The sequence below is a fragment of the Paraferrimonas haliotis genome (assembly GCF_002282895.1).
GTDB lineage: Bacteria > Pseudomonadota > Gammaproteobacteria > Enterobacterales > Shewanellaceae > Paraferrimonas > Paraferrimonas haliotis.
The window spans coordinates 190,746-215,481 of sequence record NZ_NRRB01000005.1; the positions used below are offsets into that span (position 1 = coordinate 190,746).

The following is a 24,736-nucleotide window of genomic DNA, read 5'->3' on the forward strand; positions in this document are numbered from 1 at the left end:
AGTATCCATACTATAGTTCCACCTTTCCAGAATCAGACCCTAAAGTCAAAAAAACACCTCACCTCTGTGAGCGTTACCATAACGCTAAATTATGAGCTTATTAGCTTCTACCTTAAAGCTCTTCAAGTTGGTAATGCGAATGCCACCACTGATTTCTGTCTCGTGTTTATGCAGCTCTCCGGTACTGTACAGAATTAATCTATCGGCTTCGTTGGGCCTCATATATTGGTTCATATACTCGATCAGATCTGCACGAGTGAGTTTCTCAATGGTTTTGGCAACCAAGCTGCGATGATGAAACTCTACATCTTTGTTTCCGATACAAATCCAGTAGCGTTGACTTCTATTTCGTAAATTCGTATCAGGCTCTGTTAGTTGATTGATAATCCCACTTTTGGTGGCGAGCCATTGTTCGGAGTTCAATTGCATGATCGCATAACTAAAGTTGGTGATGAATTCATCGATTGTTGCGAGCAGCTTAGCTGGACCAAACTTTGGTGATTGAATATAGAAAATCATTCCAGGTTGGCGATTCAATGGTAAATAACCCGTGCCAAGCATATAACCAAGTTGACGTTCAGTGCGCAACTCATTGAAAAAAGATGACGACATTGCGTGGTTAAGTAAGCTTAATGTAGCTACTTGTAACGGGTCACTGGTTTGAGCTTGGTAGTATATTAAAATCGCGCTGTCTTGGTGTCGCGATAGGATTTCTCGACGCAAGGTTCCATAGCCTTGCAGCATGATCATTTCCCGTTGTGTTTCCTGGGCGGGTTTAGATACTTCGCCCAGTATGGTTTGTAATTGAAGTGCTAGGTTTTGCGCTTCTTCTTTTAACCAGTCGCCGTGTACTAATCCTTCGAAATATATATTTTCGTAGAACTTTGATACGTGTTCGTGGAGCTCATCAAGTACAATTTCTTCTAGCTCTTCGGCTAATCGATAAGGCTCGTAACTGCGTTTTTGCAGGGTAGCGGTGAGGCTGGTAAACAAGCGAGAGATAGGCGTCGCTTCCTGAGCATTGCGCCAAGTTCTTATCAGTTGTCGTTGGATAACTCTAAATCGGTTAGGCGCAAAGTTTCGCTCTCGAGCTTTCTCTATCAGCAGTTTAAGCAAGATTTCCTGTTTTCCGGTAATTCCGGTTAGGTGCAGAGTCAAGCCGCCTTGGTGGGGGTAGATATTAAAACCTAGCCCTGCAACCTCGGCGGGGTAGGTGTACTCCTGCACGTAATCTAACAACATCTCTACGTACAAGCGGGTTAGGGCTGCGTGTTTAGGCGTTTTGGTTGCGTGCTCTGAATCGAGGGCAAGGAATAAATGCCCTTTAGGCACGTTAAACGTATTATCTTTCTTATGCCAAAGCCTAAAGCCTGGACCTTCACCAACCAATACTGGATTGATTTCGTTACTTTGTTGATGTCTAACTTGACAAGATTCTACGATGAAAGGGTTTTTCGGCGGTAAGCTCATGTCGTTAGAGCAGCCAGCGTTGCGCCATTTTTGTAGACGCTCGTTGTCTATGAGCATCGTTTTATAGGGCGTATCGTACCATTGCGCATTGCGATCTGTGTCGATTTCGGGAGCTATTAACGTTAACCGCATATTGTCGGGATTTAGCTTTCTTAGCAAATCGGTACATGTTTCTGGTTGCAGGCCATCCATACGATAGTCACCAAAGAGCACGTCTTCCTTAGGGTAATATTGCATGTTGATAGTGAGATGACTGGCGTAATCTGCAGGTTTTATTTTTTCTTGGAACTCAAACGCCGTTTGCAGAAGCGCTGAACGTTCCTGATACCGCCACTCTTCGATTCCTTGTTGCGCGACTAAGTTGATGTATTGAAAGGTTGCGGTAACAATTTCGTCGATATTTTCTAAGCCGTGATCAGTCAACTGCAGGGATATATTGTACTCTTTGTAGTTATAACCGTTGATGCCTCCACCGGCTGATATTTGATTTGCTAAGCCGCGTTTTCTAAGAAAAGACAGTAAGCTGCCTTTTGCCTCGTTTCCCAATAGATGACTAATAAACGTGAGCGGTTTATTGGTATACATATCGTTAATCGAGGGTAAGCTGAAACTTATAGAAAGTCGCTTTTGCTCTTTAATCGGCTCGATGTGCGTTTCTATGCGTTTGTTTTCCTCTGCAATTAATGGCACCGAGGGGTAGTCTTTTCTATGTTTTCTATTGGGTATTTTAGAAAAATAGCGGGTAACAATTGTTTGTTGTTCATCTAACGATAATGGCGATACTAGGGCGAGCGTCATAATGTTAGAGGAGTAAAATCTTTGATAGAAAGAAACTAAAATAGCTCTCAGCTGGCCTTTCTCATCGCTTAACGTTTGTTGATTTCCGACGGAAAACTTGGAAAAGGGATGGCGAGGATCGACTAACTCTTTTAGAACCTGATATACACGCCGAGTATCGTCTTTGTATTTTAGGTGAAACTCTGAATCTACCGCCTGAACCTCTCGTTGTATGTATTCTTGAGCGAACAATGGCGCGATAAAAAATTGACTGAATCTGTCTAATGCTTCTTCCAATGCGGGACTATCGACGTTGAAAAAATAATTAGTATATTCGGAGCCGGTCCAAGCATTGTTAGAACCACCATTTTGACTTATAAATTCTTGATATTCCCCAGCGGTAGGAAAGCGCTCGGTTCCCAAAAACAGCATATGTTCTAAGAAGTGGGCTAAGCCAAAGTATGGTTCGGGATCGTCAAAGTGCCCAGTTGCTACAGCAAGAGAGGCCGCCGATTGTGCTGATAATGTATCTTGAACGAGCAAAACACGCAGCTCGTTATCAAGAGAAAGGTACCGATAACGGCGGTGATCATTCGGGCTAACTATTATTGCTGTGGAATTAGGCAAAACTTAAAACTCCGTTAAGTCGTTGGCTACATTATTGATTCTAAATACTGCTTTTGGCAAATGAGTTATAGTGATTCGGTTGTAAACGAGCCAAATAAAGGGTTTTTATTCCGTTGCAGACACTTTAGAATCCAAATCATGTCAATGAATTCGATGTTAGGCTTATGTCCTTATTTTTAATGCGTCATGGCGATGCCAGCTTTAATGCATCAACAGACGAGGAACGAACGTTAAGTGAAACAGGCATACGGCAGGTAAACGCAATGGGGTGCTGGCTTAGCACCCAAGCTGAACGTTTTGACTTAGTGTGTGTAAGTCCATACTTAAGAGCGCAACAAACTTGGCAGAAGCTGAATCAGTCCATAAATCATCAAGGGACAGTGCATATCCTTGATGAACTGCGACCCAATGCCTCTGCTGACGATACCGCGGACCTTATTTCAGCGATGATTGAGTTGCATCAAAGTCGCCATACCTTGGTGGTTTCACACATGCCGTTATTAGGTTATCTATGCAGCGAACTCTTGCCTGGTACAGAGCCTAAGCTATTTGCTACAGCCGCAATTGCTAAAATTGACAAGAAACACGACGGCATGATGCTAAAGATGCAGCTTCCGAAACCTAGCCCAGATTAGGTTTAACTGTCTTGGTGAATATCCAACAACACTAACAGTGAGCCGTGTCCACCCCATTCTAAAGGGGCTTGGTGAAAGGCGATAACATCCGGGTGTTGTACCAACCAACTGGGTACCTTTTGTTTGAGTACGCCGCCACTGACACCGTGGGTAATGCAACAACATTCAATTTGATGTTTTTTAGCTTCTGCAATCAGCGCAACGATTTCAATTTTGGCGTCTAATTGACGCAACCCATGCAAGTCGAGCAACAAATCCGGATAGTAATCACCGCGACGAAGTTTTTTGAGTTCAAATTTATCGCTTTGTGGTCGGCAATACCTCACCGGGCCCTCATCATCAAAGTGGGCCTCAAAGGTATCGGAAAATAAGTCGGTTTGAATTTCTTGCTTACTTTGCTCCAAACTCTTTCGGATTTTGGGTTGCGGCTTAAAAACACGCTTATCTTGTGTGAACGGTTTCACTCCCTTCATCATTTGAGCAAAACTGTCTGTTTGTTGCTTTTTTTTCATAGTTCCAATGAATTTTGTTTCGGCTTAATGGGCAACCACAATTGGTTAGGTTACAATAGCACGATTAAGCCGTAGAGGACTTAGCATTGGATAAGATTTTTGTAGAAGAAGCTGTATCAGAACTGCATACAGTTGAAGATATGCTGCGTTGGGCCGTTAGCCGTTTCAACGACGCAGAAATTTACTTTGGGCATGGTACCGACAATTCGTGGGATGAAGCGGTCGCTCTGGTGTTACATGCACTGCATTTGCCTTTAGAAATTGGTAAGCACGTCAAAACCTGTCGCTTGACCTACAGTGAGCGCCAAAAGGTGGCTCAGCTTATTATTCGTCGAGTACAAGAGCGCGTACCGGTTGCTTATTTGATTAATAACGCGTGGTTTGCGGGACTTGAGTTTTACGTAGATGAGCGAGTACTTGTGCCTCGTTCCCCCATAGCTGAGTTGATTGAAAATAACTTTAGTCCTTGGCTGTATAACAAACCCGTCAATAGAATTTTGGATCTATGTACTGGCAGTGGATGCATTGCCATCGGGTGTGCTTATGCGTTTCCTGATGCCGAAGTAGATGCGGTCGATATTAGTCAAGATGCTTTGGATGTCGCCCAGATTAATGTCGAACGGTTAAACGTATTGGATCAAGTATTTCCCATGCAGTCGGATCTATTTGATTCCATTGTAGAGGGCACTCAATACGACTTAATCGTTTCCAACCCCCCATACGTTGATCAGCAAGACATCAGTGATATGCCGGAAGAGTATCATCATGAACCTGAAATTGGTCTCGCCTCCGGTGTTGATGGTTTGGACATCACTAGGAAAATTTTAGCGCAAGCACCAAACTATTTATCTGAAGAAGGGGTACTGATAGTTGAGGTTGGAAATTCGATGGTGCATCTGATGGAGCAGTTCCCTCAGGTACCATTTACTTGGATCGAATTTGAGAATGGCGGCGATGGCGTATTTGTCATTACCCGTGAACAACTGGTAGAACACCAAGCCCTGTTTGTGTAAAGAAGGAACAAAGTTTATCTATGTCAGGTAATAGCATCGGAAAGTTATTTAACGTGTCAACATTTGGGGAGAGTCATGGACTGGCGCTTGGATGCGTAGTTGATGGATGCCCCCCTGGGCTTGAATTAACTGAAGCAGATTTGCAGCATGATTTAGATAGACGACGTCCAGGTTCATCAAGATATACAACAGCTCGCCGCGAGCCGGATCAGGTGAAAATTTTGTCTGGGGTGTTCGAAGGTAAAACCACAGGCACCAGTATTGGCCTGCTGATCGAAAACACCGACCAACGCAGTAAAGACTACTCCAAGATTAAAGATGTATTTCGTCCTGGGCATGCCGATTATACCTACTGGCAGAAATACGGAGTGCGCGATTATCGAGGCGGTGGGCGCTCTTCGGCGCGCGAAACTGCGATGCGAGTGGCCGCCGGAGCGATTGCAAAAAAATACTTAAAACAGGCTTATGGGGTGCAGATTAGAGCCTACCTGTCTCAACTTGGCCCTATAAAAGCCGAGTCAGTCGATTGGAATGTGGTTGAGCAAAACCCTTTCTTTTTTCCCGATGACAGTAAGCTCGAGCAGCTTGATGAGTTTATGCGCAACCTAAAGAAAGAGGGCGACTCTATCGGTGCAGAAGTCACCGTGGTTGCCGATAATGTGCCGGTTGGGCTTGGTGAACCCGTGTTCGACAGATTAGATGCGGACATCGCGCATGCACTTATGGGTATTAATGCGGTAAAAGGGGTATCCGTCGGTGATGGCTTTGATGTGATTAATCAACGAGGCTCTGAGCACAGGGATGAGATGACGCCGCAAGGGTTTAAGAGCAATCACGCCGGTGGCGTGCTTGGCGGTATTTCAAGTGGGCAGCCTATAGTCGCTGCGGTGGCATTAAAGCCAACGTCAAGTATTACGGTTCCAGGGGAGAGCATCGATAGCCAAGGTGAATCACAACAAGTTGTCACCAAAGGTCGTCACGATCCGTGTGTCGGTATTCGTGCTGTACCCATCGTTGAAGCTATGCTGGCCATCGTGTTAATGGACCATTTAATGCGACACCGAGCGCAAAATCCACAAGTGACAACAAAAACGCCGATTCTCGGTCAACTTTGATGTCAGCGTCACAGACTTCGGGCAGCGATAGAATTTGGCTGTCCGCATGTTACTTTTTCTTTTTCGCCATACTTGGGGTCTTAGTTCCCTATATCGGCTTATTTCTTGACAGTCGCGGATTCGATTCAGCAGAGATTGGCACGTTAATGGCTATCTTGATGGGAACGCGAATTTTAGCGCCTAACCTTTGGGCGTGGTTGGCTGACAGAACCGGCTGGAGAGTAGAGCTCATAAAGCTTGGTGCAGTAGCCGCGTGTATTTCATTTGTCAGTTTTTATTTCCCCGGTGGCTTTGTCTACACAGCGCTCAGTCTAGCGACCTATACGTTTTTCTGGAACGCCATTTTGGCGCAACTTGAAGTCGTTACTCTTGAGTCTCTTGGGAAAAACACGCATCAGTACGGAAAAATAAGAAGTTGGGGCAGTGTCGGTTATATTTGTTTGAGCCTTGGCGCTGGAGCAGCTATCCAGCAATTTGGTGCCGGCGCCATGCTGCACCTAGTTATGTTTTTATTTGCCGGCTTAATGTGCGTCGCTTTACCGTTATCGAAAAGTAACGCGGTAACGACCAATCATTCGAAAACAACCCCTTTGAAGCTATCAAAGGGCACCTTTTGGTTTTTATTGTCAGCCATATTGTTGCAGATGAGCATGGGGCCATTTTATGTCTTCTTCGTGCTTTATTTGGAACAGTTGGGGTACTCGCCCTTTGCTGCCGGGGCTTATGTGGCATTGGGTGTAGTCGCAGAAATCGGTATTTTCCTAATAGCCCCCTCTTTGCTTGGCCGCTTCGGGGTTAAGCATTTACTGTTTGTCAGTTTGCTACTCACCTCAGTCAGGTGGCTTGTGATTGCGTTTGCGGCATCGTCGCCAGTGTTGCTGGGTTTTGCGCAACTTCTGCATGCATTTAGTTTCGGTTTGGCCCACGCTGCCTCCATTCACTATATCCACCATGCTTTTCCTAAGGAACATCGCTCTAAAGGCCAAGCGCTTTATGCGAGCCTCAGTTTTGGCGTAGGTGGAGCGATTGGGGCCTATTGGATAGGGCAGATCTGGTATGATGGAGTCGGGGCCATCGATGCTTGGTGTTTAGCAGCACTTTGGGCTGGGTTGGCGGCGTTCGCTTGTTTGTTTATATACATTGATAAGAATTCTCAGTAGTTACCTATGCAGTCACACCAAATAGAGCATATCATCACCTTGTTTAACCAATGCTTTAAAGAACCATATAAAACTGAGCTAGTTCGAGGGGAGGGCGAGCCGATTTACTTGCCGAGCACCGCAGACGGCACGCTTGCGAAAATCGAGTTTGCTCATGGCTACTTTCAAAGCGCTCTTCATGAAATTGCTCATTGGTGTATTGCAGGAGAGCAGCGCAGAGAGCTCGTCGATTATGGCTATTGGTATCACGGTGACGGCAGAGATAAAACCCAACAAACGCAATTTGAGGCGGTAGAAGTAAAACCTCAAGCGCTTGAATGGGCACTTTCAGTATGTTGTGGGAAAGGGTTTTCAGTGAGCACTGATAATCTTAGCGGTTACGCGTCGAATCGTTTGGCTTTTCAACACCGTGTGTTTGATCAAGTACAAACGTATTTAAACGAGGGCTTCCCCAGCAGATCATTAACGTTGATGGAAGCGTTAAGCGTGTTCTACTTCAATTCGCCATCTAGTGAGCGACTGCAGTTAACCAATTTTTCGTATCGAGGGATGTATGAGCGTTAAGTTCAAACTGGCCATTTTAATAAACCCACTTGCGGGACTCGGCGGAAGCGTAGCACTAAAAGGTTCTGATAACGTCGCAGCCAAGGCTTTAAGTCTTGGTGCCGTTGCAAAATCCGCTGAACGAATGGAACAGGCATTAAGCCAAGTGTTGTGCTATCGCGACCGGATTGAATGGGGTTGCGCCGGTGGCGCGATGGGAGCTGATTTACTGTCTGAACTTGGTGTTGAATTCCAACAGTTTTACGCGCCCAATCTCGACGACAATCACTTCACCAATGCTGAAGATACCAAGCATGCTTTGTTGGCGTTTAAGCAATGGCAACCGGACCTAATTTTATTCGCTGGCGGCGATGGAACCGCTCGGGATGTATATGACACCGTAGATGAACAACAGGTGGTACTTGGCGTTCCTGCTGGAGTTAAGATTCACTCCGGTGTATACGGGGTGTCGCCACGTGCCGCAGGGAAGGTGGTAGAGCAACTTATCAGTGGGGAGCTGGTTAGCTTGATGGAGGCTGATGTGATGGACATCGATGAGGTTGCGTTTCGCCAGGGCACAGTTAAAGCAAAGCGTTTTGGCGAGCTCTTAGTACCTGCTGAGCTTAGATACATTCAAGCCGTAAAATCAGGGGGCAAAGAATCGGATCATTTAGTGCTCGCGGACATAGCTGCCAGTGTTATCGAAGATATGCAGGATGACACCCTATATGTCATGGGATCAGGCTCCACCGTTGCCGCCGTTATGGATGAATTGCAGTTGCCAAATACTCTGCTTGGGGTGGACGTAATTAAAAATGGCGCCTTGGTGGCTCAAGACGTAAGTGCTCAAGAGCTCATAAGGTTATGCCGCGGACAAGCGTGCAAACTCATTGTTACGGCAATCGGTGGTCAGGGACATATCTTAGGCAGAGGGAACCAACAATTATCCGCAGATTTCATTAAAATGTTGGGTAAAGAAAACATTGAAATTATAGCGACTAAAACTAAGCTCACAGCACTTAAGGACAACCGCTTGTTGGTGGACAGTGGTGATCCTGAACTTGACCACTACCTGAGCGGTTTTTACCGTGTAACCAGTGGATATAGAGATTATGTAATGGCTCAAGTAGCCAATCCAGAATAGGTTGTATGATGATAGAAAAATATGAATCAAAAATTCAACACTGGCTAGAGAGCCAAGTAGAAAGTGCAAGCGATGATCAACTGTTTGCTGCGGGTTATTTACAAGGTCACGTGGCGGTGGTTTTATCAGAATTGGAGAGCCAAACGGATCAGAGTCTGACTCAGTTGGATAGCTTAATGAATCAGGCATTAAGAAATGCCGCTCAGGAACTGCAACAGCATGACCAAACCTTGGTCAATCGAGCTTGGCAGTCTCTGTTGCAAACGCTACACGATTAACGAACTGGTTTGCGGGAGAGGTCGCCCTTTGTTATAGCGTCTACTCCAATAACGATTTGGGTGCAACAAAGCTAACTCCTCTATGCTCGCGGGTAATGGCTCGCCGGCCAATTCACTTGCTAAAAGTTCAGCGGCTAAAGGGGCACTGCACAAACCTCTTGAGCCAAATGCTGCCAACAAGTATAGATTCGTATAGCTTGGGGCGAAGAACGCTTCCCGACTGACGTCTTGGGCTCGTTGGGCAAACGTTTTGAAATCTGGGCAAGCACCCACAAAAGGTAAGTGATCACGATTACTAAGTCTAACCCCAATGCGAGCCTGCTTGTCTTTTATATCAATATCATCTAACCAAGGTTTGTTGGGATAACTGTTGTGCATTCTGGCCAGGTTACCGAGTTGCTCTTGGTGGCTGTAGTCTAAAGAATCAAACTGTCGTTGATGACTCGCCCCCATGCAATGATGGTGTCGATGGGCCGGGGTTAGGTAACCATCGGCACACAGTACACAGCGCAAGTCAGATAACAACCCTTTGCTTGGTATGTGACTGACCTGCCCGCGTACCGGAGTGGTTGCTAAGCCGGCGGTTTGTTTAAATTGCAATAGCTCAGCGCCATTAGCCAAAACAACCGTCGAAAATTCCTGACGACGTTCGCCTAGCACTATCTGCCACCCGTCCGATGTTTCGATTAACTCTTGGGCAAACTGATGGTATTGAATGGTAAAATTGGCGTTAGCGCTCAGTTGCTCAAAACAACTTTGAGTGGCGAGTCGAGGCGACAACCAAGCGCCGCGCGGGTAGAACCAGCCTTGTTCTCCAATATCAACCCCTGCTAATTCACTGGCAGTCTCGCTGTCCACTGGATAGGCAATGCCCCTATCGATAGTTAACTCACTTAAGCGTTCTAGTTTCAGGCGACTTTTGTCATTAAACCCTGTAACCAGTACGCCGCATTCAGACATGGGAAATTTGGTGCGAACAGATACAGTGCGGTATCGCTGCAATGCAAACTGAAAAGCTTGCACGTACCATTGACTAACAGGCGCATCTGCGCTGTTTAACAGCGGATATAAAGCGCCTTGATTATTGCCGGAAGCACCGCAAGCGGCCTCTTGATCTTTACAAAAAACCGTTACTTTATGGCCTTTTTCCAGCAAGCTTATTGCAAGCATTGCAGATGCGATGCCACCACCGATAATGGCAATGTGGTTGTCACCAGTTTGTGCAGCTATTCGTGGGTATAGTGGGTCTGGCGTTAGCGGCGATTTATTAGCTTTTTGAGCAAAGAGTTTTTCTCTTTTAAGTCCATACCCTGAACTTTTGCTCAACTCAAACCCAATGCCTTGTAGGCCTCTACGTACCACTCCTGCACACGTGAAGGTTGCCAAATTTGCGTTGGAACGACTCAGCCGAGCGATGTTTTTAAACAGTACGTCGCTCCACATCTCTGGGTTTTTGCTCGGTGTAAAACCATCGAGATACCAACTGTCGACGAGTCCTTCTGACGAACAATATAATGTCGATAAGGTGTCGTTAAGATCGCCAATCCATAAGTCTAAAACTACGCGGCCACCGTTGAAAATGAGCCTGTGCACACCGGGCGTTAGAACAGGGTATTGTTGCAAAAATTGTTGACTATAGGGGGCTAATTCAGCAAAGGCGCTGTGGGCTTTGGCGATAAGCTGCTTTGGCAAGGGGTACTTTTCAAAGCTAACAAAATACAACCGCTGACATGCATTATCGCCACTTTCCTCAAAGGCTTGCCAAGTGGCTAAGAAGTTCAGACCGGTTCCAAATCCGGTTTCGGCAATCACATAAAACGGACGACTGTGCTCTGCAAGGCGGCTTTCCAGATTTATTGGGTCGAGAAACACATAGCGAGATTCCGCAAGCCCATTGTCGCTAGAATAATAGACATCATCAAACTGAGTGGAAACGGGGGTATGGCCGTCCCTAAAAAGAATGCTAGTTGCCTTAATCGTCATGTTCAAAGTCACGCTCTAGTCTATTGTGTTGATGTGTGTTTGTATTCAAAATGAGTTGCTGTACAGAAGCGATGGTTCTTGTATATTGAAAGCTGACCACTTTGTCTCTGGAAAACAGATACTATTGGCGCAGCATTTTTTTAGTATAAATCGGAATGAATTCGAAATGAAACGAGTTGTGATAACCGGTCTGGGTATCGTATCCAGTATTGGTAACAATAAACAAGAAGTAACGGAATCTCTAAAAGCTGGTAAAAGCGGTATCTCATTCTCGCAGCAATTTGCCGATATGAACTTGCGTAGCCATGTATGGGGTAACGTAGAAATCGATCAAAAAGCGCTTATTGATCGCAAAGCGCTTAGGTTTATGGGCGATGCTGGCGCATTTGCGTACGTTGCTATGGCGCAAGCTATAGAAGATGCAGGCTTAACTGAAGAACAGTATTCTCACCATCGTGTTGGTTTGGTCGCGGGCTCTGGTGGCGCATCATCGCTTAACCAAGTTCAGGCAGCAGATACGTTGCGCGAAAAAGGGGTTAAGCGAGTTGGGCCATACGTGGTGCCTAAGATCATGTCATCGACCTCAAGTGCGTGTTTAGCGACACCATTCAAAATTAAAGGCGTTAACTATTCTATTAGCTCAGCTTGTGCTACCAGTGCTCATTGCATCGGCCATGCTGCTGAGCTCATTCAATTGGGTAAACAGGACATTGTGTTTGCCGGTGGCTCAGAAGAAATCCATTGGACCTTGACCATGGGCTTCGATGCAATGGGCGCACTGTCAACGAAATACAACGATAACCCAACCCAAGCTTCCCGTACCTACGATGCGGATCGCGATGGTTTTGTCATCTCCGGCGGTGGCGGAATCTTGGTTCTTGAAGACTATGATCATGCTGTTGCTCGAGGCGCTAAAATCTACGCCGAAGTAGTCGGATACGGTGCAACCTCCGATGGCTACGATATGGTAGCACCATCAGGAGAAGGTGCAGTACGCTGCATGCGTATGGCCATGGATAGCGTCGATGGTAAGATTGATTATATCAATACGCATGGCACATCAACTCCGGTTGGAGATATGCGTGAGCTGCAAGCTCTTAAAGAAGTGTTTGCTGATAACATGCCCGACATTAGCGCCACTAAGGCCATGACCGGGCATGCCTTAGGCGCGGCCGGCGTACATGAAGCAATATACAGCCTAATTATGCTGGAAAATAACTTTGTGGCACCGAGTATTAACGTGGATAACCTAGATGCTGATGCTGATGCTGAAGGAATGCCGATTATCACTGAGCGAAAAGACGTTGAGCTGAAAACCGTCATGAGCAATAGCTTCGGCTTCGGTGGCACTAATGCAACTTTAGTGATGCAAAAACTCGACTAGTCGCTAATTTGTGAAACAATAGAAGGAAGAGCAGAGGCTCTTCCTTTTTTTTACGGCAGAGAATAGTTAATGATGCAAATTGTAGCTGATGAGAATATGCCCTACGTCGATGAACTGTTTGGGCAACATGCCAACATTCGCCGACTACCTGGGCGAACTATCCAAAGTAACGATCTGGTCGATGTTGATATTTTACTCGTACGCAGTGTAACCAAAGTAAATGCTGAATTATTGCACCACGCCAATCGCTTGAAGTTCGTCGGTAGTGCGACCATAGGTCTTGACCATATCGATGAAGCCCTACTACGTACTCGCGGCATAAACTACAGCAATGCGCCAGGATGCAATGCAACAGGGGTAGGGCAATATGTTGCTACGGCGTTATTAAAAATTGCTTCGCAGGAAAACGTTTACCTAAAAAACAAGCGAGTAGGAATAATTGGGGCCGGTAATACCGGTAGTGCCACATTCCAATGCTTGTCTGCGTTAGGGATGCACTGCTATTTTTACGATCCGCTGCTGGAGGCGAAAGGGGATAAACGAATTAATGCCAGTTTCGAATGGATGCTTGAAAATTGCGATGTGCTTTCCTTCCATGTGCCTTTAACCCATGCCGGACCTTTTCCAACTCATCACATGGTCAATGAACGTGTGTTGTCCGCAATGAAACCCGATGTGTGGTTGGTTAACGCTTGCCGCGGTGGCGTTATAGATAATAAGGCTTTGCTGGAATGGCGCAAAAGTCACCCTAACAGCCGTTTGGTTTTGGATGTTTGGGAGGGCGAACCTCAGGTACATAAAAACCTAGTTGAATGGGTGGATGTTGCTACGCCGCACATTGCTGGTTATAGCATGGAAGGCAAAGCTCGTGGGACTTGGATGCTCTATCAATGGCTCGCGCCGCTGATGAATTGGCCAGAAGCGATTGATTACAAGGCTTTGATACAACTGCCAAATCCGCCATCTCAAACCATCGAGTCTCGGCTCACTGAAGAGCAACTAAATGCGCTCGCATCCCTAGTCTATGACCTAAATTTGGATGATGAGTTGTTTAGGAAAGAGGGCCTAACCGCTGAAGGATTTGATGGATTGAGAAAAAATCATCAACTTCGTCGTGAATTCTCGGCACTAACTCTAGTGTTAGACCGTCAGTTTGATGTAAATTGGCTGAAACAATTTGGCTTTACTATAGGATAATCCTTCGATATGTCTCAATCCTTTAATGTTGCAGTGCTTGGCGCCTCCGGAGCCGTTGGGCAAACAATGATAGAAATTCTCGCAGAAAGAGATTTTCCCGTTGCAAAATTGTTCCCATTGGCAAGCTCAAGAAGTGCTGGTGATACGTTAGAATTTGGCGATGACACAGTAGAAATATTAGATGTAGAGCACTTTGATTGGAGTCAGGTGCAAATTGCTTTTTTCAGTGCGGGGGGAGATGTTTCTGCGAAATGGGCACCGATTGCGGCGGATCATGGATGCGTCGTTATCGACAACACCTCTCATTTTCGCTACGACCCAGACATACCTCTAGTGGTGCCAGAAGTTAACCCTCATGCGATTGCCGACTTTAGAAATCGAAACATCATCGCCAATCCAAATTGTTCGACCATTCAGATGTTGGTGGCACTAAAGCCCATTTACGACAACTTTGGCATCAGCCGAATTAACGTGTGCACATATCAATCGGTTTCGGGCTCAGGCAAAAGTGCTATTGAAGAGCTCGCGCATCAAACTGCACAGATGTTGCAAGGAAAACCCGCAGAAGCCAAGGTCTACCCCAAACAAATAGCGTTTAACGTATTGCCACACATTGATACCTTTCAAGACAATGGCTATACCAAAGAAGAAATGAAAATGGTTTGGGAAACGCAGAAAATTTTTGCGGACCAATCCCTTGAAGTAAATCCAACAGCCGTTCGAGTGCCCGTTTTCTATGGTCATGCTGAAGCAGTTCATTTAGAAACCATACAACCGTGTGAAGCGCACGACGTTAAGGAAGCGCTTCGCCAAGGAGAGGGTATCGTGTTATTCGAGCAGGATGATCACTACCCAACTCAGGTGGGTGATGCTTCGGGTACAGACCCGGTCTATGTTGGCCGTGTTCGCAAAGACATTTCTCATGAACACGGTATAAACCTCTGGGTGGTATCGGATAATATTCGCAAAGGCGCAGCACTTAACAGCGTACAAATCGCAGAGTTGTTGATTCGAGATTATTATTAAACCGAAATAACAAAAAGGCCTGCTTAAAAGCGGGCTTTTTTAACTGGAATTTCGCTCGGGGGCTAGGACAAGCCATAGTTCTGGTTTATAGTGGAATGAGTCAAATAATAAAAGAAAATGGATATGAAACTTAAAGGATTTCGCCAAATTGGCTTGCTGGTCTTGCTTGCTTGTTCAAGCGTCGCATCGACCTCATTCGCTCAAGCACCAGTAGAAACATCTACTTCTTCACTTCAAACCGCAGAACAATACGGGCCAACCACGCCCAGAGACACCTTATGGGGCATAGCCAATAAGGTTCAGCCTGAGTCTGGTGTTAGCATATACCAAGTGATGGTTGCCTTGTTCGATGCCAATCCTCATGCATTTACTAGCCGTAATTTAAATAGCCTTGAGAAGGGTGTAATTATGCTGGTACCTAGGGTTGCTGACATTGCAGCGTATCCTGCAGAAGAAGCTAAGGCCCGAGCTGAGCGTGATGATAAAAATTGGAATAAACCACAACCTATCCAGGACATAGAGCCAACGGCGGCCGATATGGATGCGGTTGTTCCTGAAGCGCCAGTGGCAGATGACAACGAAGCGGTAAACGCTCAGCAACAACAATTAGATGAACAGTTATCTGAAATATCAACGAGTACGCTAAATCCAATCGATGAGTCCATCGACACTGACATTTCTGAGACGTTGGCGGAGCAAGAAGTGATGCCGTCAGCAGAGGTTGAAGAGGCCCTCGATCAAATCGTCCAAGAAAGCGAAGATATGGTTCGTAACTCCGAGGAACTGGAGAACACTCAACAAATAAACCGCAGTTTGACCCAAGAAGTTTCGTCCTTAAGAGGTCAACTGGGCGCAATGGAAGCGGAACTTGAAGTAAGCCGAGAAACAGCCGCAGGCTTGCGCTCAGAGTTACAGCAAAGTCAAACTGTGAACGCCCAACTTAAGGCGGATTTAAACCGTATTGGCTCGTCTTCTGACGTTGGTTTTTTGGATGCGCTGCTGACACTTTGGTGGCTTATTTTGCTTGTGGCCATTTTGCCAGTAGCAATTGTTGCCTTACTCGGGTATCGCTGGTACCAATCGAATCAACAGGAAGCACTCGCTCCACAAATGCTGCACGAAGCGGAACATCAGCAATCAGAGCAAGCGCAAACAGAGCAACCGCAGCAACCCCATTTTGAGCCAGAGTCCTCGGTAGTTGCTAGTGCCGCGGTAAGCAACGACGCCAGTGAGGCAGAGCTGGCGCAAGCGTCTTCTGCAGAGGCCCCTATTGCCGTGTTGGCGGATGAGCTTAATGACGAAACCACATCAGAAGCGGTTGCTGACATCGACAGTGCAGAGAAAGAGGCCATGGATTCATTGTGGGCAGAAGCGATTGATAATCATGATGAGCAAAACGCTGACAACGATCTTAAAACTGAGGCGAGCGTCATTGAGACTGAGGACGCTTCGGAGTTATCCGACGACATAGATAAAGCCCTTGCCGACTTTGAAAGTATCGATTTAGACAGCGAATTGGATAATGAACTAGATTCCGATGAAGACCTTGATAAGGTTGATGAGTCCGCTAACGACACCGGGTTAGAATGGTCACTGGACGAATCCCTGTTGGCTGGCGTTGACTCGACAGATGCAGAGCGGCCTCAGTCTACACAGGCCCCACAAACCGATAGCAATGCTTTGGAGTTCGATCTGTCAGATTTGTCTCTAGAAGACACGGACGTTAAAAGCGAACAGGAAACTGAAACGGCGCAACCTTTCATAGAAATCGATGAATTGATGTTGGAAGCCGCCGACTCAACCGTAGACGCGGATCCGTATCAAGATCCAAATGTGGACTTAACGGAAGTTGAAGAAGTTGTTAATGCCTCTAAAGATGTGGATGTGGATGACGCTGAGAACTCGGTCAACGCTAAGTTGGATTTGGCCAGAGCGTATATTGAGATTCAAGATACCGATAGTGCTAAGGCGCTTCTTAAAGACGTAACGCTTGACGGCAACGACGAGCAAAAAATGGAAGCGACTCGACTTTTACGTAGCCTAGCGTAGAAATACAGAGCTTTTTAAAAACGATGGCATCGAGCCATCGTTTTTTTTATGTAAAACAAGCTATAATGCCGGCCTAAATGAGTGAGAGGTTAGACAATGCGCATCGCATTAGGCATAGAATATAATGGCGCCAATTACTTTGGTTGGCAGCGTCAGCGAGAAGTCGATTCAGTACAGCAACGACTCGAATTGGCGCTTTCTACCATCGCTAATCACGACATTGAAGTGATTTGTGCTGGACGCACCGATTCAGGCGTGCACGCGACCGGTCAGGTGGTGCATTTTGATACTCACGCCAATAGACCGTTGAAAGCTTGGAGTATGGGCGTAAATGCGCATCTACCAGACGATATTGCGGTGCGCTGGTGTATTGAGGTAGACCAAGACTTTCATGCAAGGTTTAGCGCCACGGCCCGGCGTTATCGTTACGTTATTTTAAATCATAAACTGCGCCCAGCCATCTTAAAAAATGGGGTTACTCATCATCACCAACCATTGGATGAGAAAGCCATGCATCAGGCTGCGCAAGCGTTACTCGGAGAGCAAGATTTCAGTAGTTTTCGCGCTGTGCAATGCCAATCAAAAACGCCGTTTAGAAATGTTCATCGAGTGCAGGTTAAACGGTTCGGAGATTACCTCGTCGTGGAAATTGAAGCCAATGCGTTTTTGCATCATATGGTTCGCAATATTGTTGGCTCCTTGCTACTCATAGGTCAGGGTGATAAACCACAAAATTGGATAGCGCAATTACTGGAACTTAAAGACAGAACCCAAGCAGCGGCCACAGCCAAAGCTAATGGGCTGTATTTGGTTGATGTTACCTATCCGCAATCGTATCAACTGGGTAGCAATCCAGCAGGGCCATTATTTTTGAGTGATCCGCTCTAATTTCAGTTGTTTTTGCGTTTATTCAAAACATAAGACCAGTTTTTTGTGTCTATGTGATTGGCTAATGTGGTTTAATGTGGCAACTTTTCAGATAATTAGATAATCGCCGACTAACGAAAATTAATAGTGGCGATGAACAGATAGTTTTAGGAATATAGAGCATGAGTTGGTTAGAGAAAATCCTTCCCAAAAGCAAAAGCGTGTCAGAGCGACGCCACAGTGTTCCAGAAGGCGTATGGAGCAAATGTAGCTCTTGTGATCAAGTCATCTATAGAGCTGAGTTAGAAAAGAATTTAGAAGTTTGCCCTAAATGTGATCACCACATGCGCATTGGCGCAAGAGCGCGATTGTTGGCGTTTTTAGACACTGACAGTACTCGCGAACTCGGTGGCGATTTAGAACCGCAAGATAAGTTAAAATTTAAAGACTCTAAGCGCTATAAAGACCGCATCTCCGGTGCCCAGAAAAACAGTGGTGAAAAGGATGCTTTGGTGGCCTTTGAAGGTAAGCTTAAAGGCATGCCTGTGGTCGCTGTCTCTTTTGAGTTTGCGTTTATGGGTGGCTCTATGGCATCTGTTGTTGGTGCTCGTTTCATCAAAGCCTGCGAGACATCCCTCGAGAAAAACATTCCGTTAGTGTGTTTTTCTGCAAGTGGTGGCGCGCGCATGCAAGAAGCGTTGTTTTCACTCATGCAAATGGCAAAAACCTCAGCAGCTTTGGCTAAAATGAGTGAGCGAGGAATTCCCTATATTTCGGTTCTGACCGATCCAACTATGGGTGGTGTTTCAGCATCATTGGCTATGTTAGGTGACATTAATGTCGCTGAGCCAAAGGCACTGATTGGTTTCGCAGGACCTCGAGTCATCGAACAAACGGTTCGTGAAAAGTTACCGGAAGGGTTTCAACGGAGTGAGTTTTTGTTGGAGAAGGGAGCCATTGATATGATCGTTGATCGCCGTCATATGCGCGATAAGTTAGCTAGAATTTTAGCTAAGTATCAAAATCTTCCCACTACTGAAAGCCCAAAAGCTGACCTTTCGTAGCCTGAGAGTTTAATGAATTCAGTGACCCGATATACAAGCCAGTCGATAAACGACTGGCTTGATTATTTAATGGCAGTGCACCCGAAGGATATCGACTTAGGATTAACGCGGGTCAAAGACGTTGCTCAACGGATGCAGCTGGACAAATTTCCAAGCTCAAAAGTGATTACGGTAGCAGGCACCAATGGCAAGGGCAGTTGTTGTGCGATTTTAGAAAGTGTATTGCTCCAAAGCGGTTATACCGTTGGCGTATTTAGCTCACCTCATTTCGAGCACTATCGAGAGCGAGTCCGATTCAATAAAAGCCAACTTGAAGATGGACGCCATTGCGAGGCGTTTAATGCTATCGAGCAGGCACGAGGTAAAACATCACTCACGTTCTTCGAGTTTTCAGCGCTTGGTGCACTTTATCTTTTCGCTCAAGAACAACCCAACTACATCATTTTAGAAGTAGGCCTTGGTGGACGTCTAGACGCCACTAATATTGTTGATGCCGATGTTGCCATCGTCACTTCTATTGCACTGGATCACGTCGAATACTTAGGAAATACTCGCAGCAGCATTGGTCGTGAAAAGGCGGGTATCACGCGTAAAGGGCGCCCCGCTTTCGTAGGAGAGCCTGACGTACCGACCGGCCTGACTGATGCAATAAAAGAAACTGGCGCTGACGCATATTTTGTGGGCAAGGACTTTGAATATGACGAACAAGACGCTAGTTGGCAGTTTTCATTAAAGTCGATAAAGCTTGAGGGGCTAGTAAAGCCTAATCTCGTACTCGCTAATGCAGCCACTGCATTAGCCGCATTGAAGTGGTTGATGCCAAACCTTGATATACAAACCTTAAATAAAGGGTTGGCGTTAGCATCGCTTCCAGGGCGAATGGAACAATTGATGAGCGCTCCCACGGTCATAGCGGATGTGGCGCATAACCCCCATGCAGCAGAATATTTAGCAAAACAACTCAAGCGTTATAGCGGCCGCGGTAAACGATATGCGATTGTTGGTATGCTCAAGGACAAAGATGTGGCCGCAACCCTTGCCCAATTGGATGGCTGTTTCGACCATTGGTTGTTGTGCGACTTATCTGGGCCCAGAGCCGCAAGCGCTGTTGAGTTGGCTGAGCAGTTAGATGATAAGGCCATTTCATCGTGTTACGCTAATACCAAAGAAGCTTGGCGAGCGCTTTATCCTCAATTAAGCAAACAAGATATGGTAATTGTGTTTGGCTCATTTTACACTGTAGCTGATTTTAAAAAGAACGTTATATAGGAGACGTCTGTTGGCCAGTGCTTTTCATAACCGCTTAGTTGGAACCATTGTAGTGGTTTCGCTTGGGATCATATTCCTACCCGATATGCTGGATGGTAAGAAGCAGGTTCAAGAGGACAATTTTGCCTCGATTCCATTGCGGCCTGATTACCAACACGTCGACGTTCCAAATGAAGCGTTTGAACCCATTGAGTTACCAAGTGAGCCTGCAACTCTAGAGTCAAATGAACAACCACAAGATTCGTCACAGCAAGCGGCTGATTTGAAAACGTCAAAACAAGAAATTAAACAAGAGAATGCTCAACAAACGACGACACAAGCGGGTACCTCGTATGTTGTTCAGGTGGGTAGTTTTTCCAAAGCTGATAACGTAAATGCACTGGTTGCTAACCTTCGTGCAGCAGGTGTAAAAGCTTTTACTGTTCCGGAGAAGGTCGTTGATGGACGTCTAACAAGAGTCGTTGTTGGGCCCGATATATCGCGTAAATCTTTAGAAAAACAACAAAAAATAATCAAACAAGTGGCTAAAACAGACGGTCTTATTGTTCGTTATGACCCGCTAGCAAATCAGTAACCGCAAGCTTTTTTGTGATCGACTTAAAAAGCTTAATGAGTTTCGTGAGAAATCTTGCTAGAATCGCCGCCGTAAACTTAAGTTTCGAGGTCTTCCTCCATGTTATGGATTGATTATGCCATCATCACGATTGTGGCATTATCCACTGTTATAAGTTTAGTGCGCGGTTTTGCCAAAGAAGCCATGTCACTTATCGTCTGGTTCTGTGCATTTATCGTTGCAAGCCGCTTTTATCAAGACCTGTCTGTTCATATCGATCAAGTATCTGATCCTATGCTTCGAAATGGCGTCGCCATCGCAATCCTATTTATTGCCACGTTAATCGTTGGCGCCATAGTGAATTACATCATAGGACAGCTGGTAAAAAGCACCGGTTTGTCTGGCACCGATCGAGTATTAGGGGTCTGTTTTGGCGCGTTACGCGGGGCATTAGTCGTTGCCGCAATCCTATTCTTTCTAGATACATTCACTGGCGCTAATCAAACCGATTGGTGGCAGGATTCATTGCTCATCAAAGAGTTCAAAGTCATCATCACTTGGTTCTTTGATTTTATGGAAGCAAACTCCAGTTTTATTGAAAATGCTAATCCGCTGTAAACGGATTAGCTCGTTTTACTCAGAGGAAATTTACCCATGTGTGGTATTGTTGGAATCGTTGGAAATCACTCGGTCAATCAAACTATTTATGATGCGTTGACCGTATTGCAGCATCGCGGTCAGGATGCAGCAGGTATCGTGACCATAGATAATGGTGCATTTCGTCTGCGCAAAGCTAACGGTTTAGTTAAAGACGTATTCGAACCTAAGCATATGCAGCGCTTACAAGGCAGCTCGGGTATTGGACATGTTCGTTATCCTACGGCCGGTAGTTCAAGCGCCTCCGAGGCGCAACCATTTTACGTGAACTCTCCGTTTGGAATGACCATTGCTCACAATGGTAACCTCACTAATACTGAAGAGTTACGAGAACTGGCATTGCAACAGCGTCGTCATATCAACACCACCAGCGATTCAGAAGTCTTGTTAAACATTCTGGCTCATGAACTTCAACAAAAAGACAGTTTCAAATTAGCGCCCGAAGATGTATTTGAGTCGGTTTCAGCGGTACATAAGCTCGCTCGAGGCGCCTACGCGGTAGCGGTGATGATTATTAACCAAGGGTTAGTTGCATTTCGCGACCCTTATGGAATAAGACCGCTAGTACTTGGACAGAGAGAATCTGAAGATGGCTCGTTAGAGTACATGGTCGCTTCAGAGAGCGTTGCACTTAATGCGGTTGGATTTAAATTTGTGCGAGATGTCGCTCCGGGTGAAGCGGTGTTTATATCCAACGATAGACAACTGTTTACTCAACAATGCGCTGAAAATCCAAGCTATTCACCTTGTATTTTTGAATACGTTTACTTTGCTCGTCCTGATTCGTTTATGAATAAAGTATCTGTCTATGCAAGCCGCGTTAATATGGGTGTTAAACTCGGTGAAAAAATTAATCGAGAATGGGAAGACCACGACATTGATGTGGTAATCCCAATACCTGAGACTTCTTGTGACATCGCGTTGGAAATTGCCAACCGATTAGGATTGCCGTACCGCCAAGGTTTTGTAAAGAATCGCTACATTGGTCGTACCTTTATTATGCCAGGGCAGCAGCAGCGCAAGAAATCGGTAAGACGCAAACTCAATGCCATTGATGCGGAATTTAAAGGCAAGAACGTGTTGCTGGTTGATGATTCAATTGTTCGTGGTACCACCTCTGAGCAAATTATTGAAATGGCGAGAGAAGCGGGTGCGAAAAAAGTTTATTTTGCATCGGCCGCTCCAGAAATTCGTTTTCCAAATGTGTACGGCATAGACATGCCCACCTCTAATGAGCTGATTGCTCACGGGCGTGATGTTAGTGAAATTAGTGAAATTATTGGTGCCGATGGCATGATTTTCCAAGATTTGCCTGATTTAGTCGCGGCAGTTTCTGAATTGAATACTGAAATAAAAACCTTTGAAACCTCGGTATTTGATGGAAACTATGTGACCAACGATGTAAATCAAAGCTATCTCGACCATTTAACTTCACTTCGAAACGATGACGCCAAAGCGAAAAGAGACCTAGAGGCAGGAACTAACCTTGAGTTGCATAATGTCGGGCATCCATAAACAAAACTGCTCGTAAGCGCAATAAAAAAGGACCACAGTCGTGGTCCTTTTTTAATTCAAAGACTTATTAATGAGTGAATACTGGACCGAGACCCAGGCTCCAAAGAATGACACTACCAGCCATTAACGACACCAATAACACCAAACCGCAGGTGACTACGGAACTTGCGTATATAAAACCACGCTCTTCTGGGATCTTCATAATGATGGGGACACCGGAGTAGAGTAGGTAAACCGAATAGGCCACTCCCGCCAGCCCTACCAGCATCATAAACCACAACTGAGGGAACAACGCGGATAACCCAACCATAAACAATGGGGTTGAGGTGTACGCGGCAAGCTCGATGGCTTGGGTTTTAGTGGGTTGAGCGCCAAAGGTTTTAGCCATCCAATGTACAAGATAGGCAAGGGCGAACACGCCTGCCACCATTCCAATATACATGGCCACTGAGATCATGCTGGCACTTTGAGAAGTCAGTTTTATTGGATCGCCAGCACCAATGTTCCATCCGATTTGAGTGCTTGCGATAAAGCCACAAACGGAAGGGATTAGCGCGATTAATAGAATATGAGACAAGCTACTACGCAATGCTTCATGGTTTTGACCGATAGTCTCCCACTCTTCTCGAGGATGAGTGTACAAACCCAACAGATGATTCAATACCATTTTTTATTATCCTTTGTTTCGTTGATTTTACACAGTCTCGCCGAAACAACTGACGAGGCTTTTTACAGCACTAATACTAGTTATTGAACAAATTTTAATCCGAGTCAAGCATAACCATTCACAAGTGGTTAATTAGTTGTTTACATTTTGTGCTGGTGCTATCGAGATCCATGCCATAATTTGCAAGAATAGTGAGGAAATTCATAAACAAGAAAAGCATGAAGATAATTCGCCCAATCGAGCTGTCGGATCTGAACTCACTAACTGAAATCGCAAGAACTTCTGGCGCGGGCTTTAGCTCGCTTCCCAACGACAAAGAATTTTTACAGCAACGAATTCTATTGTCTCACCAGTCCTTAACTCAGGCCGCTAATGCCCCTAGCTGGCAACGATACTTGTTTGTGTTAGAGGACACGCTCACCAATACCATTATTGGGACCAGTGCCATCGAAGCGTCGGTTGGCTTTAGTCATCGCTTATACAGCCACAAAATTGCTGAGCATCAGCGCAATGGAGAGTCTTGGCAAACCATTCAGGTGTGTAATGATTTGGAGGGCAGCAGTGAAATTTGTTCGTTATTTCTGGATCCTAAATACAGAGGGAGCGGATTATCTCGACTATTGTCGCGGTTTCGATTTCTATTTATGTTGGCCCACCCTGAGCGGTTTTCAAAGCAAGTCATCGCTGAAATGCGGGGCGATAGTGATGATAACGACCACTCCGATTTTTGGGCGTGGTATCAACAGAACTATTGTCCAATGACGTTTAAGGAAGTGGATCATAACATTGGTCTGGGGGACATGAGTTTTGCTGCACAATTGCCAAGCGAACCGATTGAACTTAGTCGTTTGCCCGATAGCGCTAGGCGACTCATCAATCGTGTTCACCCTAATACGGAGGCCGCGATACCGTTATTGCGAAACGAAGGCTTTCGAGAAAGTGGCTGCATCGGAATTAATGACGCAGGCCCAGCAATGGTGTGCGAGCTTGCCAATTTAGCGACGGTCAAACAAGCACAGCGATTGCGAGTCAGTATTGAGCCCTTTTCGGCGAGCGAATACAAAGAAGCCCATCTCTGCTGTAACGAACGCCTAGCGCAATTTAGGGCTGCCATTGTTCCCTCAATCATTAATGGCGATTACATTCTGCTGAGTGACGAGCATGCACAGATGCTGAATGTAGAGTGCGGTGATTGGCTGTATATCAGCCCACGTTAATCAGATTAAGGAAA

The 24,736-nt window shown here is 45.8% G+C and carries 22 protein-coding genes and 1 pseudogene; 19 read left to right on the forward strand and 4 right to left on the reverse strand.

All coding sequences use genetic code 11. The features are described 5' to 3' along the window. Positions 1-84 precede the first annotated feature (84 nt). Complete coding sequence (locus CLC91_RS11760; RefSeq protein ID WP_095498960.1) at positions 85-2,874, reverse strand: insulinase family protein; 2,790 nt, start codon at positions 2,872-2,874, stop codon at positions 85-87. Between the two features lie 164 nt (positions 2,875-3,038). Here CLC91_RS11760 and sixA point away from each other — a divergent pair, with 164 nt between their 5' ends. Next, positions 3,039-3,509 carry a phosphohistidine phosphatase SixA gene (gene sixA, locus CLC91_RS11765; protein WP_095498961.1) on the forward strand — a complete coding sequence of 157 codons (471 nt, stop codon included), beginning with the start codon at positions 3,039-3,041 and terminating at the stop codon, positions 3,507-3,509. A 2-nt stretch (positions 3,510-3,511) separates the two neighbouring features. Here sixA and smrB read toward each other — a convergent pair whose 3' ends face one another. Next, positions 3,512-4,021 carry an endonuclease SmrB gene (gene smrB, locus CLC91_RS11770; RefSeq protein ID WP_095498962.1) on the reverse strand — a complete coding sequence of 170 codons (510 nt, stop codon included), beginning with the start codon at positions 4,019-4,021 and terminating at the stop codon, positions 3,512-3,514. Between the two features lie 86 nt (positions 4,022-4,107). On the opposite strand from smrB, the gene prmB reads away from it, so the two are divergent. From prmB to CLC91_RS11800, 6 genes are read left to right on the forward strand one after another with little or no spacing between them, the layout of a single operon-like run. After that, positions 4,108-5,034 (forward strand): 50S ribosomal protein L3 N(5)-glutamine methyltransferase, encoded by a 927-nt coding sequence (gene prmB, locus CLC91_RS11775; protein ID WP_095498963.1) that lies wholly within the window; start codon positions 4,108-4,110, stop codon positions 5,032-5,034. A gap of 20 nt (positions 5,035-5,054) precedes the next feature. Then, positions 5,055-6,149, forward strand: coding sequence for a chorismate synthase (aroC, locus tag CLC91_RS11780; RefSeq protein ID WP_095498964.1), 1,095 nt, complete (start codon positions 5,055-5,057; stop codon positions 6,147-6,149). Beyond that, the gene (locus tag CLC91_RS11785; RefSeq protein WP_095498965.1) at positions 6,149-7,309 is read left to right on the forward strand and encodes an MFS transporter; all 1,161 of its coding nucleotides are present in this window, start codon (positions 6,149-6,151) and stop codon (positions 7,307-7,309) included. The genes aroC and CLC91_RS11785 overlap by 1 nt, the downstream gene beginning before the upstream one ends. A 6-nt stretch (positions 7,310-7,315) precedes the next feature. Then, positions 7,316-7,873 (forward strand): elongation factor P hydroxylase, encoded by a 558-nt coding sequence (locus tag CLC91_RS11790; protein WP_095498966.1) that lies wholly within the window; start codon positions 7,316-7,318, stop codon positions 7,871-7,873. Continuing rightward, the gene (locus CLC91_RS11795) at positions 7,863-8,996 is read left to right on the forward strand and encodes an ATP-NAD kinase family protein (RefSeq protein ID WP_095498967.1); all 1,134 of its coding nucleotides are present in this window, start codon (positions 7,863-7,865) and stop codon (positions 8,994-8,996) included. The genes CLC91_RS11790 and CLC91_RS11795 overlap by 11 nt, the downstream gene beginning before the upstream one ends. Before the next feature lie 5 nt (positions 8,997-9,001). Further along, entirely contained in the window at positions 9,002-9,274 is a 273-nt protein-coding gene (locus CLC91_RS11800; RefSeq protein WP_233132623.1) for a YfcL family protein, read from the forward strand. On the opposite strand, the gene mnmC is transcribed toward CLC91_RS11800, so the two are convergent. Next, entirely contained in the window at positions 9,263-11,257 is a 1,995-nt protein-coding gene (gene mnmC, locus CLC91_RS11805; protein ID WP_095498969.1) for a bifunctional tRNA (5-methylaminomethyl-2-thiouridine)(34)-methyltransferase MnmD/FAD-dependent 5-carboxymethylaminomethyl-2-thiouridine(34) oxidoreductase MnmC, read from the reverse strand. The two genes, CLC91_RS11800 and mnmC, sit on opposite strands and share 12 nt — an antisense overlap. 166 nt (positions 11,258-11,423) lie before the next feature. Between mnmC and fabB the strand changes: the two genes are divergently transcribed. The 11 genes and pseudogenes from fabB to purF all read left to right on the forward strand — a co-directional run bounded on the left by fabB (position 11,424) and on the right by purF (position 22,838). After that, on the forward strand, positions 11,424-12,641 hold the full coding sequence (fabB, locus tag CLC91_RS11810) for a beta-ketoacyl-ACP synthase I (RefSeq protein WP_095498970.1): 1,218 nt from the start codon (positions 11,424-11,426) through the stop codon (positions 12,639-12,641). 72 nt (positions 12,642-12,713) lie between these two features. Continuing rightward, positions 12,714-13,838: a 4-phosphoerythronate dehydrogenase gene (locus CLC91_RS11815; RefSeq protein WP_095499008.1), complete on the forward strand. Its 1,125-nt coding sequence runs from the start codon at positions 12,714-12,716 to the stop codon at positions 13,836-13,838. 9 nt (positions 13,839-13,847) lie between these two features. After that, positions 13,848-14,864 (forward strand): aspartate-semialdehyde dehydrogenase, encoded by a 1,017-nt coding sequence (locus CLC91_RS11820; RefSeq protein WP_095498971.1) that lies wholly within the window; start codon positions 13,848-13,850, stop codon positions 14,862-14,864. A gap of 123 nt (positions 14,865-14,987) precedes the next feature. After that, positions 14,988-16,913, forward strand: a complete 1,926-nt coding sequence (locus CLC91_RS11825; protein WP_158220738.1) for a FimV/HubP family polar landmark protein — start codon at positions 14,988-14,990, stop codon at positions 16,911-16,913. Between the two features lie 96 nt (positions 16,914-17,009). Next, entirely contained in the window at positions 17,010-17,801 is a 792-nt protein-coding gene (gene truA / locus CLC91_RS11830; RefSeq protein WP_095498973.1) for a tRNA pseudouridine(38-40) synthase TruA, read from the forward strand. Between the two features lie 161 nt (positions 17,802-17,962). Beyond that, on the forward strand, positions 17,963-18,844 hold the full coding sequence (gene accD / locus CLC91_RS11835; protein ID WP_095498974.1) for an acetyl-CoA carboxylase, carboxyltransferase subunit beta: 882 nt from the start codon (positions 17,963-17,965) through the stop codon (positions 18,842-18,844). A 12-nt stretch (positions 18,845-18,856) separates the two neighbouring features. Beyond that, complete coding sequence (gene folC / locus CLC91_RS11840; RefSeq protein WP_179287562.1) at positions 18,857-20,113, forward strand: bifunctional tetrahydrofolate synthase/dihydrofolate synthase; 1,257 nt, start codon at positions 18,857-18,859, stop codon at positions 20,111-20,113. Between the two features lie 10 nt (positions 20,114-20,123). Continuing rightward, positions 20,124-20,258: pseudogene (locus CLC91_RS15230) on the forward strand (sporulation protein); the annotation flags it as partial. A gap of 117 nt (positions 20,259-20,375) precedes the next feature. Continuing rightward, positions 20,376-20,687, forward strand: a complete 312-nt coding sequence (locus tag CLC91_RS15235) for an SPOR domain-containing protein (RefSeq protein ID WP_408634227.1) — start codon at positions 20,376-20,378, stop codon at positions 20,685-20,687. 99 nt (positions 20,688-20,786) lie between these two features. After that, positions 20,787-21,284 (forward strand): CvpA family protein, encoded by a 498-nt coding sequence (locus CLC91_RS11850; protein WP_095498976.1) that lies wholly within the window; start codon positions 20,787-20,789, stop codon positions 21,282-21,284. Between the two features lie 36 nt (positions 21,285-21,320). Further along, positions 21,321-22,838: an amidophosphoribosyltransferase gene (gene purF / locus CLC91_RS11855; protein WP_095498977.1), complete on the forward strand. Its 1,518-nt coding sequence runs from the start codon at positions 21,321-21,323 to the stop codon at positions 22,836-22,838. 67 nt (positions 22,839-22,905) lie between these two features. Here purF and CLC91_RS11860 read toward each other — a convergent pair whose 3' ends face one another. Beyond that, entirely contained in the window at positions 22,906-23,505 is a 600-nt protein-coding gene (locus tag CLC91_RS11860) for a Yip1 family protein (RefSeq protein ID WP_095498978.1), read from the reverse strand. A 218-nt stretch (positions 23,506-23,723) separates the two neighbouring features. Between CLC91_RS11860 and CLC91_RS11865 the strand changes: the two genes are divergently transcribed. After that, positions 23,724-24,722, forward strand: coding sequence for an arginine N-succinyltransferase (locus CLC91_RS11865; RefSeq protein ID WP_095498979.1), 999 nt, complete (start codon positions 23,724-23,726; stop codon positions 24,720-24,722). Positions 24,723-24,736: the final 14 nt, after the last annotated feature.

Excerpts from the sequence above, each read along its gene's own strand:
- accD (WP_095498974.1), top strand. The coding sequence starts at position 17,963 with ATGAGTTGGTTAGAGAAAATCCTTCCCAAAAGCAAAAGCGTGTCAGAG.
- sixA (WP_095498961.1), top strand. The coding sequence starts at position 3,039 with ATGTCCTTATTTTTAATGCGTCATGGCGATGCCAGCTTTAATGCATCA.
- CLC91_RS11850 (WP_095498976.1), top strand. The coding sequence starts at position 20,787 with ATGTTATGGATTGATTATGCCATCATCACGATTGTGGCATTATCCACT.
- truA (WP_095498973.1), top strand. The coding sequence starts at position 17,010 with ATGCGCATCGCATTAGGCATAGAATATAATGGCGCCAATTACTTTGGT.
- CLC91_RS11790 (WP_095498966.1), top strand. The coding sequence starts at position 7,316 with ATGCAGTCACACCAAATAGAGCATATCATCACCTTGTTTAACCAATGC.
- CLC91_RS11785 (WP_095498965.1), top strand. The coding sequence starts at position 6,149 with ATGTCAGCGTCACAGACTTCGGGCAGCGATAGAATTTGGCTGTCCGCA.
- CLC91_RS11815 (WP_095499008.1), top strand. The coding sequence starts at position 12,714 with ATGCAAATTGTAGCTGATGAGAATATGCCCTACGTCGATGAACTGTTT.
- CLC91_RS11820 (WP_095498971.1), top strand. The coding sequence starts at position 13,848 with ATGTCTCAATCCTTTAATGTTGCAGTGCTTGGCGCCTCCGGAGCCGTT.
- folC (WP_179287562.1), top strand. The coding sequence starts at position 18,857 with ATGAATTCAGTGACCCGATATACAAGCCAGTCGATAAACGACTGGCTT.
- fabB (WP_095498970.1), top strand. The coding sequence starts at position 11,424 with ATGAAACGAGTTGTGATAACCGGTCTGGGTATCGTATCCAGTATTGGT.
- CLC91_RS11825 (WP_158220738.1), top strand. The coding sequence starts at position 14,988 with ATGAAACTTAAAGGATTTCGCCAAATTGGCTTGCTGGTCTTGCTTGCT.
- CLC91_RS11800 (WP_233132623.1), top strand. The coding sequence starts at position 9,002 with ATGATGATAGAAAAATATGAATCAAAAATTCAACACTGGCTAGAGAGC.
- purF (WP_095498977.1), top strand. The coding sequence starts at position 21,321 with ATGTGTGGTATTGTTGGAATCGTTGGAAATCACTCGGTCAATCAAACT.
- mnmC (WP_095498969.1), bottom strand. The coding sequence starts at position 11,257 with ATGACGATTAAGGCAACTAGCATTCTTTTTAGGGACGGCCATACCCCC.
- smrB (WP_095498962.1), bottom strand. The coding sequence starts at position 4,021 with ATGAAAAAAAAGCAACAAACAGACAGTTTTGCTCAAATGATGAAGGGA.
- CLC91_RS11795 (WP_095498967.1), top strand. The coding sequence starts at position 7,863 with ATGAGCGTTAAGTTCAAACTGGCCATTTTAATAAACCCACTTGCGGGA.
- CLC91_RS11865 (WP_095498979.1), top strand. The coding sequence starts at position 23,724 with ATGAAGATAATTCGCCCAATCGAGCTGTCGGATCTGAACTCACTAACT.
- aroC (WP_095498964.1), top strand. The coding sequence starts at position 5,055 with ATGTCAGGTAATAGCATCGGAAAGTTATTTAACGTGTCAACATTTGGG.
- CLC91_RS11860 (WP_095498978.1), bottom strand. The coding sequence starts at position 23,505 with ATGGTATTGAATCATCTGTTGGGTTTGTACACTCATCCTCGAGAAGAG.